Source organism: Candidatus Aquicultor secundus (assembly GCF_002791875.1).
In the GTDB taxonomy this organism is placed as follows: domain Bacteria; phylum Actinomycetota; class Aquicultoria; order Aquicultorales; family Aquicultoraceae; genus Aquicultor_A; species Aquicultor_A secundus.
On the sequence record NZ_PFNG01000220.1, the window covers coordinates 488 to 8934 of the forward strand.

General features: G+C 49.7%; 7 protein-coding genes. 5 read left to right on the plus strand and 2 right to left on the minus strand.

Annotated elements, in window-relative coordinates:
• The first annotated feature begins 83 nt into the window (after positions 1–83).
• From dsrM to dsrP, 5 genes are read left to right on the plus strand one after another with little or no spacing between them, the layout of a single operon-like run.
• Positions 84–1148, plus strand: coding sequence for a sulfate reduction electron transfer complex DsrMKJOP subunit DsrM (gene dsrM, locus COY37_RS09365; RefSeq protein ID WP_286677639.1), 1065 nt, complete (start codon positions 84–86; stop codon positions 1146–1148).
• A 2-nt stretch (positions 1149–1150) separates the two neighbouring features.
• Positions 1151–2770 carry a sulfate reduction electron transfer complex DsrMKJOP subunit DsrK gene (gene dsrK, locus COY37_RS09370; protein WP_286677638.1) on the plus strand — a complete coding sequence of 540 codons (1620 nt, stop codon included), beginning with the start codon at positions 1151–1153 and terminating at the stop codon, positions 2768–2770.
• Positions 2763–3158 (plus strand): sulfate reduction electron transfer complex DsrMKJOP subunit DsrJ, encoded by a 396-nt coding sequence (gene dsrJ / locus COY37_RS09375; RefSeq protein ID WP_286677637.1) that lies wholly within the window; start codon positions 2763–2765, stop codon positions 3156–3158. The genes dsrK and dsrJ overlap by 8 nt, the downstream gene beginning before the upstream one ends.
• On the plus strand, positions 3158–3976 hold the full coding sequence (gene dsrO / locus COY37_RS09380; protein ID WP_286677636.1) for a sulfate reduction electron transfer complex DsrMKJOP subunit DsrO: 819 nt from the start codon (positions 3158–3160) through the stop codon (positions 3974–3976). The genes dsrJ and dsrO overlap by 1 nt, the downstream gene beginning before the upstream one ends.
• Positions 3948–5120: a sulfate reduction electron transfer complex DsrMKJOP subunit DsrP gene (dsrP, locus tag COY37_RS09385; RefSeq protein ID WP_286677635.1), complete on the plus strand. Its 1173-nt coding sequence runs from the start codon at positions 3948–3950 to the stop codon at positions 5118–5120. The genes dsrO and dsrP overlap by 29 nt, the downstream gene beginning before the upstream one ends.
• Before the next feature lie 55 nt (positions 5121–5175).
• Here dsrP and COY37_RS09390 read toward each other — a convergent pair whose 3' ends face one another.
• Both COY37_RS09390 and COY37_RS09395 read right to left on the minus strand, forming a co-directional pair.
• Positions 5176–6663: an ASKHA domain-containing protein gene (locus COY37_RS09390; RefSeq protein ID WP_286977359.1), complete on the minus strand. Its 1488-nt coding sequence runs from the start codon at positions 6661–6663 to the stop codon at positions 5176–5178.
• Positions 6664–6668: 5 nt separating this feature from the next.
• Positions 6669–7952, minus strand: coding sequence for an MFS transporter (locus COY37_RS09395; RefSeq protein ID WP_286977361.1), 1284 nt, complete (start codon positions 7950–7952; stop codon positions 6669–6671).
• Positions 7953–8447 lie beyond the last annotated feature (495 nt).

Here is an 8447-nt window from a genome sequence, read left to right on the forward strand (position 1 = left end):
GAAAATCAGTTGCATGAGACACAAGGGCAAGGCCCAAAAATGGTGAAACAACAAATTTAAAGTAAAGAAAAGAGGTGGATAGAATGGGAGCCTTATTTTCCTTTGTTGTAGTTATATTGCTTATCCTATTGGCTTATGTTGGAGTTGCAGCTGTCGGCATGCAGTCTTTCTTCGGAATTGTTATACCTTACGTTGCGGTTCTAGTATTCCTTGTTGGAGTCGTTTATCGCGTAATAAAATGGGGAAAGTCACCCGTTCCTTTTGCTATCACTACAACCGGTGGCCAGCAAAAATCCTTAGAATGGATAAAACAAGCTAAACTGGATAATCCCTCCAGCAGCACGGGCGTAGTTGGCAGAATGGCGCTTGAGATACTTCTTTTCCGTTCGCTTTTCAGGAACACTAAAAGCGAATTGAGAGATGGGCGGCTTGCCTATGGTTCCGGCAAGTGGCTGTGGCTGGCGGCGATGGCGTTTCACTGGTCATTCTTAATTGTTCTGCTCCGACATGTCAGGTTGTTTGAAACCCCTGTTCCTTCATTTGTAAATTTATTAGAGAGCCTCGACGGTTTTCTGCAGATTGGCGCTCCGAGGCTTTTTTTAACGGGAGTAATATTGTTGCTGGCCGTGACCTACCTCCTGCTCAGAAGGTTTTATGTACGTCAGGTCCGCTATATTTCCCTTGCAGCTGATTATTTTCCGCTCTTCTTGATCATAGCAGTTGCTTCCACAGGTATCCTTATGAGGTATTTCTTCAAGGTGGATATTGTGAGCGTAAAGGAGCTGACAATGGGTTTAGTCAGCTTTAACCCGACCGTCCCGGCGGGAGTCGGCGCTATATTCTATGTCCACGTATTTCTTGTTAGCACCCTGTTTGCCTACTTCCCGTTCAGTAAACTAATGCATGCGGGCGGCATATATCTCAGCCCCACAAGAAATCTGGCGAATGACAGCCGTGCGGTAAGACACGTCAATCCATGGGATTATCCCGTAAAGGTCCATACATACGATGAGTATGAGGATGAATTCAGAGAGAAAATGATAAAGGCCGGGATACCGGTCGAACATTACCCAGCGCCATCGCCCGAAGAGCTTGAGAAGGAATTCGGGGATAAAGACGCTGGGGTACCGGCAGGAAAGGAGGAGTGAGCATGGCAAAAAAGACTCCAAAACCAGAGGAGCTTTCAAAGGTAGATTATAGACGCCCTAGAAAGGGATGGATGGATATCCCTGTTGAATTTAAAGAGGGGATGTTTTGCAACGGGACACGGCCCGGATATCTTGAGACAGTTGGTATGCCAAATCCCAGGAAGTGGGCTCCAAAGGATGAGGATTGGAAGCTGCCCGAAAACTGGAAAGAGATAGTCTTAAACGGTATGCAAGAAAGGCTTGAAAAGTACCGTTCCTTTCGTCTTTTTATGGACATCTGCGTGAGATGCGGTGCGTGCGCCGATAAGTGCCAGTTCTACCTTGGTACGGGAGACCCCAAGAATATGCCTGTTCTCAGGGCAGAGCTTATGAGATCCGTGTATAGAAGATATTTCACGACATCAGGCAAGATAATGGGGAAATATGCGGGCGGCAGAGAGCTTACATTAGATGTGCTTAAAGAGTGGTGGTATTACTTTTACCAGTGTTCGGAGTGCCGTCGCTGTTCGGTTTTTTGCCCGTACGGTATCGATCAGGCCGAGATCACAATGATCGGCAGGGAGATACTGAATCTCCTTGGTCTAAATACGGACTGGATCGCAGGTCCTGTAGCAAACTGCTATATGAATGGAAACCACCTTGGCCTTGAGCCTCACACAGTTAAAAGCAATATTGAGTTTATGGTAGACGATATAGAGGAGATAACGGGCATCAAGGTTGAGCCGACCTTTAACAGGGAAGGGGCCGAAATCCTCTTTGTTGCGCCTTCCGGTGACTTGTTTGGCGACCCCGGCACATTTACTGCCATGGGTTATATGATGCTCTTCCACGAAATCGGTCTTGACTACACATGGAGCACATACGCATCTGAGGGTGGAAACTTCGGTTCTTTCACCTCGATGGAGATGGGTAAGAGGCTCAACTATAAGTTATACGCCGAGGCCAAAAGGTTGGGTGTAAAATGGATTCTCGGCGGTGAATGCGGCCACATGTGGAGGGTCGTAAATCAGTACATGGACACATGGAATGGACCTGCTGATTTTCTTAAGGTTCCGGTCTCACCTATAACAGGCACCAGATTTGAAAACGCCGCATCCACAAAAATGGTTCATATCGCTGAATTTACCGCTGATCTAATTAAGAATGGCAAGTTAAAGCTTGACCCAAGCCGCAATGACCACCTGAGAGTGACCTTCCATGACTCCTGCAATCCCGCGCGAGGTATGGGGATTCTTGACGAACCGAGATATATTCTCAAGAACGTGCTCAACCATTTTTACGAGATGCCCGAAGAAACCATCAGAGAAAAGACCTTCTGCTGCGGCAGCGGCGCTGGCCTAAATGCATCAGAGAATATGGAATTGAGAATGAGGGGCGGTTTCCCAAGAGCAAATGCGGTTAAGTACGTTCACCAGCACCACGGCGTGAATATGCTGGCGAACATATGCGCCATCGATAGGGCGGCCCTTCCGCCACTGATGAATTATTGGGTTCCCGGCGTGGATGTGGCAGGTGTTCATGAGCTTGTTGCGAACGCTATGGTGATGAAGGGAGAAAAGGAAAGGACACAAGATTTGCGGCTTGAGGATCTCCCTGAAAAGGAGGGTGCTGAAAATGTATAATGGCGGCAAAATCCTTTTGGGAATCTTTGTATTCCTGGCCCTTGCGACGTACCCGTTTTATAATAATATCGGGAAGGCCAATGCAAGGCCCGAACCAAGTACCGATACGCCTGCAATACAGAAACTAGCGCAAAAAAAGTGCATCGAGCCGGAGGCATTTATGAAATCCGAGCACATGCAATTGCTGAACCAGTGGCGCGATGCAGCGGTGCGCGACGGTAATAGAATTTATGTGGCCGGTGACGGTCAGAGATACGATATAAGCTTGCAGAATACATGCATGAAGTGCCATTCAAACAAGAAGGAATTTTGCGATAGTTGTCATAACTATGCGGGTGTAAGCCCCTACTGCTGGGATTGTCATTTGGCACCGAAGGAGGGGAAATAATGAGCATCGATCGAAGAGACTTCCTAAAAATGATAGGTGCCTCCGCCGTCTTCGCACTGGGCGGAATGGGGGTAGTGGATGGTATTGTAAAGGATAACGTTGAGGCGGAACAGTTCAGGCCGGAGCCGGGCGCCCTTTTAGCAAAGCAGTGGGCTATGGTTATCGATATGCGAAAGTTCAAGACGGAGGGCGATTATAAAAGGATTATAAGTGCATGCAATAATATCCACAACATTCCTGATTTTAGTGATTCGAAGCATGAGGTAAAGTGGATATGGACCGACACGTTCGAGCATGCCTTCCCCGAGCAGGAGCAGGGATATGCTCCGGAATCTCTGAAGGAAATGCCCATCCCTCTGTTGTGTAATCACTGTGAAAATCCTCCCTGTGTTAGGGTGTGTCCGACAAAGGCTACATTTAAGAGGAAAGACGGACTTGTAATGCAGGATATGCACCGCTGCATCGGATGCAGGTTCTGTATGGCCGCATGTCCGTATGGCTCAAGGAGCTTTAATTGGACAGATCCAAGGCCGCATATCAAGAAGGAGAACCCTGATTATCCGACGAGGATGAGAGGTGTTGTTGAGAAATGTACCTTCTGCGTGGAAAGGCTCGCAGAGGGTAAGATGCCTGCCTGTGTAGAGGCATCCAACGGCGCCATGATGTTCGGCGATCTTTCAGACCCTAACTCGGAGATCAGAAAGGTCCTCGAGTCGAACTATACTATCAGGAGAAAATCCGAACTCGGGACGGGTCCAAATATCTATTACATAATAGGAGGTGCTGACAATGCTAGAGAAGGCGCTAAGCGGGAGTAGAAATTACTGGACATGGGTATTGTCTTTACTTGCCGTCATAGGCGTGGGTGTCATTTTCTACCTCCGGCAGTTTGATTACGGCCTTGGGGTAACGGGTATGAGCAGGGACGTCTCGTGGGGCCTTTACATCGGCCAGTTCACCTTCTTCGTAGGCGTGGCGGCCTCAGCCGTTATGCTCGTCATACCGTTCTATCTGCATAACTACAAGAAGTTCGGTAGGATGGTTATCCTCGGGGAGTTTTTGGCTGTATCTGCTGTTCTCATGTGTATGTTATTTATCTTTGTGGACATGGGCCAGCCTACGAGGGTTGTGAATATGTTCCTGCATCCAACCCCCAATTCTGTTATGTTCTTTGATGCCGTAGTCTTGTTCGGCTATCTGTTGCTCAACATTACAATTGGTTGGACCTCTATGAATGCCGAAAAGAAGGGATTCGCGCCGCCGGCCTGGGTCAAACCGCTTGTTTATATCTCGATACCGTGGGCGTTTAGCATTCACACTGTAACGGCCTTCCTGTATGCGGGTTTGCCTGGAAGGGAATACTGGCTTACTGCTATTATGGCAGCGCGCTTTCTCGCTTCTGCATTTGCTGCGGGACCCGCCTTGCTGATAATTCTGGCCATAATAGTAAGGAAGGTAAGCAAATTCGACCCCGGTAAAGAGGCGATCAAGTCAATCGGCAAAATTGTGGCCTATGCAATGGCTGCGAATGTATTCTTTTTGCTGCTTGAAGTGTTTACCGCCTTCTATAGCAGTATACCAGGAGAGAAGAACCCCTTCTTCTACCTGTATGCCGGCCTACAGGGGCACGGAAGGCTTGTTCTCTTGATGTGGACCAGCGCCATTCTTGCGGTGATATCCCTCGTACTTTTGATCGTCCCTAAAACACGGAATACGGAGAAAACCTTGTTGGCGGCCTGCGGGGCAGTATTTGCTTCTTTATGGATAGATAAGGGATTCGGCTTGGTTGTAGGCGGATTTGTGCCCAATCCCTTTGGTACAATAACGGAATACTGGCCCACAATACCCGAGTCGTTCATAGTTCTAGCGGTCTGGGCGATAGGAGCCCTGGTGCTTACTATACTTTATAAGGTGGCTATCTCTATCAGGGAAGAAAACGCAGGCATAGAAATAGAACATTAATCGGTAGTAGATACAGATCTCGATTTAAGGGGGTCCTAGGACCCCCTTTATCTAGTTAGATATAGCTTGCGGATCTGAATATCTCCATAAACTCGGGGTGGACGTTAAGCTCTAGATAGGTGATCTTATCCGCAATTCGCTCGGCTTCCGCCGTCATTGAACTATCAAGTAGGGTTTTTCGGGCACCAAGTAAAGAACCGTTACCAAGCTGGGTAAAACGTTCTGCCGGTAATCTTGGATAAAGGCCGATCGCCGTCGCCGAATCGACCGAGAGATTAATACCGAACGAACCTGCGGTATAAATGCGCCGGATATCATCGAGCTGTAATCCGACGCTATTGAGCAGAATCGTAAGCGCCGCAACCATTGCGGCCTTCGTTCTCAGCAAGTTCTGGATATCCTTCTCGGTAATATAGGTCGGCGGAATACCGTTCTTTTCATCACCTTTCGCAATTAAGTAGGCAGTGCGGCCGTTTATCGTGCGCCACCGGTCCGTTTTCTTTTCAAGGATAAACCGCCCGGTGCTATCAATTAATCCCGACAAGTAAAGCTGCGCGATGACATCGATAAGCCCGGAGCCGCACAGCCCGTAGGCCGGTGATTCTCCTATTGACTTATATGACGGCTCGAGCGTTACCCGGTCGATTGCCACACGCTCGATGGCGCCTGGAGCGGCGCGACGCGCGCATTCGGCAACACCACCCTCAAGCGCCGGGCCCGCGGAACCCGCCAGCGCTAAAAGCCAATCCTTATTGCCCAGGATAACTTCTACGTTTGTACCTATATCGAGAAGCAGCGATATCTCTTCGGCCTGCGAGATGCCCGATGCAACGGCGCCGGAGATTAAATCCCCGCCAAAATAGCCGCCCACGCTCGGGAATACATAAACGGTCGCGTTAGGTAATACATCCAACCCCAGTTCTTTAGCGGAGAGACGTGGGACATGATTTATCACCGGCGTATACGGTTCAAACCGAATCGGTGACGGATCGATCCCTAGAAACGTATGCGTCATCGAGGTGTTTCCGGCGGCGCTTACCGCAGATATCCGGGTAGATGTAACACCCGAATCGGTGCAAACTCTTGCTATCAAACCGTTAATGGTGTCGATAAGGGCCGAGCGCAGCTCTTCGACGCCGCCCTGGCCCGCAAAATGAAGCCGTGTCAGCAAATCATCGCCGTACCGGACCTGTCCGCTTACATCGCCCTCGGCGGCTATAGTTTTACCGCTCGTTAAATCTACAAGCTCAACGGCGACGACCGTCGTGCCGATATCGATGGCGACCCCGAAATTCAACCCGGTGGTATCGCCGGCCTCAGTGGTAATCACGTTCAGGCGGTCTCCATCGGGCCACACTGTTACCGTTATCTTCCCGCCCGATGAGCGCACTACTTTGGAGGCCGTTTCAATAGTGCTTAACGGCCACTCAATAGAGCGAGTGCCCGTAACATCCTTTAATCCTGCACTGATGCGGTCGATGTCGCCTTTGTTGTTATCAAGGGAACTGGCGGGGACTTCCAGGTAATATTTAAGCGTTAGCATCGACATTATCTCTCAATCACTCTAAATCTTTCTTTTAGTCTTTCTTGGTCTCCGATGGCGTCATCGGCAGCCGTGCGCAGCGCCCTTATGCCGCCCGGCAATCCGAGGGCGAAGACCGCTGCGACGAGCGGCAGAAAGCTTATAATTATCATCGCACTCGATAATCCTATCATGGATGCGAGGTGACCGGTAGCGCCCACACCCAATCCGCCAAGGCCGAGACCGAATCCCAGCGCGAGGCTTGAAGCTATCGCTTTACTATCCGGGAATATCTCTTGCGCCGCCACGACGGTGACCGAAAACGGGGCCAATAGCGACGCGCCCGCCATGGCCAGAAAGACGCCCTTAAGGACGCCGCTTGAGAGCAGGAACATAAGCAGGAACGGTACGCTCAGCGCTAACGAGCCGGCAATAATCAGCTTGCGCCCAAGACGATCGGACAATGTCCCGCCCATTAACCCACCGATGGCCCCGGAAAACGTCAGAATAGAGAGAAAAGCCCCGGCGGCTATGGGAGAAAAACCCTGATCGTGCAGGAGCTTGGGGAGAAACGTAGTAAAGCTGAAGAAAGCGAACGACCTGAATGCCACCGTGCCGAGAAGGCTCGCAAATGAACCGGGGTTGGCCCGAACCATCTCCGAAAACGACCGGCTTGCCGTATGGCGCACGGCTTTAACCGCCGGGGCTTTAAAAAACAAAAGCACCGAGACCAGGATTCCGGGTATAGCAAGGAGCGGGGTGGATGAAAGCCCGAACCGGGATACAAGCCATACCGCCACAGGGGGCATTATCGCAAAGCCGATGTTTCCGCCCAGCACAAACACCGACATCATCCTGCCGCGCTTATGCCGCGCGACCGAACCGGCGGTCGATGAGGACGGCGGATGAAACGCCGCCACACCAAGCCCCGCCATAGCTATAGCGAACGCAAGAAGCGTATAGGAGTGGATTAATCCGATAGACGACATGAAGACCGAGGCGATAAGCGGCCCGAGAACGATCAAAAAGCGCCCGCCGATACGGTCGGTCAAAACTCCAAACGCAAGCTGCGCGAGCGATGATGTAACGGCGAAAACGGTTGCAAGCCATCCCACCTCGGAAATACTCAATCCCAGCGCCGGCATGATAAACGCCGGGAGCAGCGGTGGAAAGAGGCTCATATAAGAATCGTTTATGGTATGGCTTGCCGTAAGAAGGAACAGTGTAGAGTTGCTCGGCCCGCTACGTCCATCCGTTTCGTCAATTATATGCGCAGTTATATGAGTATCATGAGTATCACCCTCGTACACTATCCAATCCTCTCCGTGTTGGACAAACTACCGGACAAACTACCGGACAAACTACCGGACAAACTACTGTATAAATAATAGATGCAAATAATAGATAGTAGTATAGGTAGACTATTAAATCTTGTCCATGTTACAAATAGGATAAGAGCAGTGAAGAGCGACAACGACTAATTGTTATTCTTATAGCAAATAGCGAACGGCGATTAGATGTCATTCTTATAGCAAACAGTGAACAGCAATTAGTTGTCATTCTTATAGCAAACGGTGAACGGCGATTAGTTGCCATTCTGAAGGAGTGATTAGCAAATGGTAAACGGCGGTTAGTTGTTATTCTTATAGCAAATAGCGAACGGCGATTAGATGTCATTCTGAAGGAGCAAATAGCGATTAGCAAACGGCGATTGAAGGTGTCCTAAACTTAGTTGAAATTGAAATGGCTCCAGTCCATATGGTTTGATTAATGTGCAACCAATCAAGCCAAAAGCAAAGGAGCCG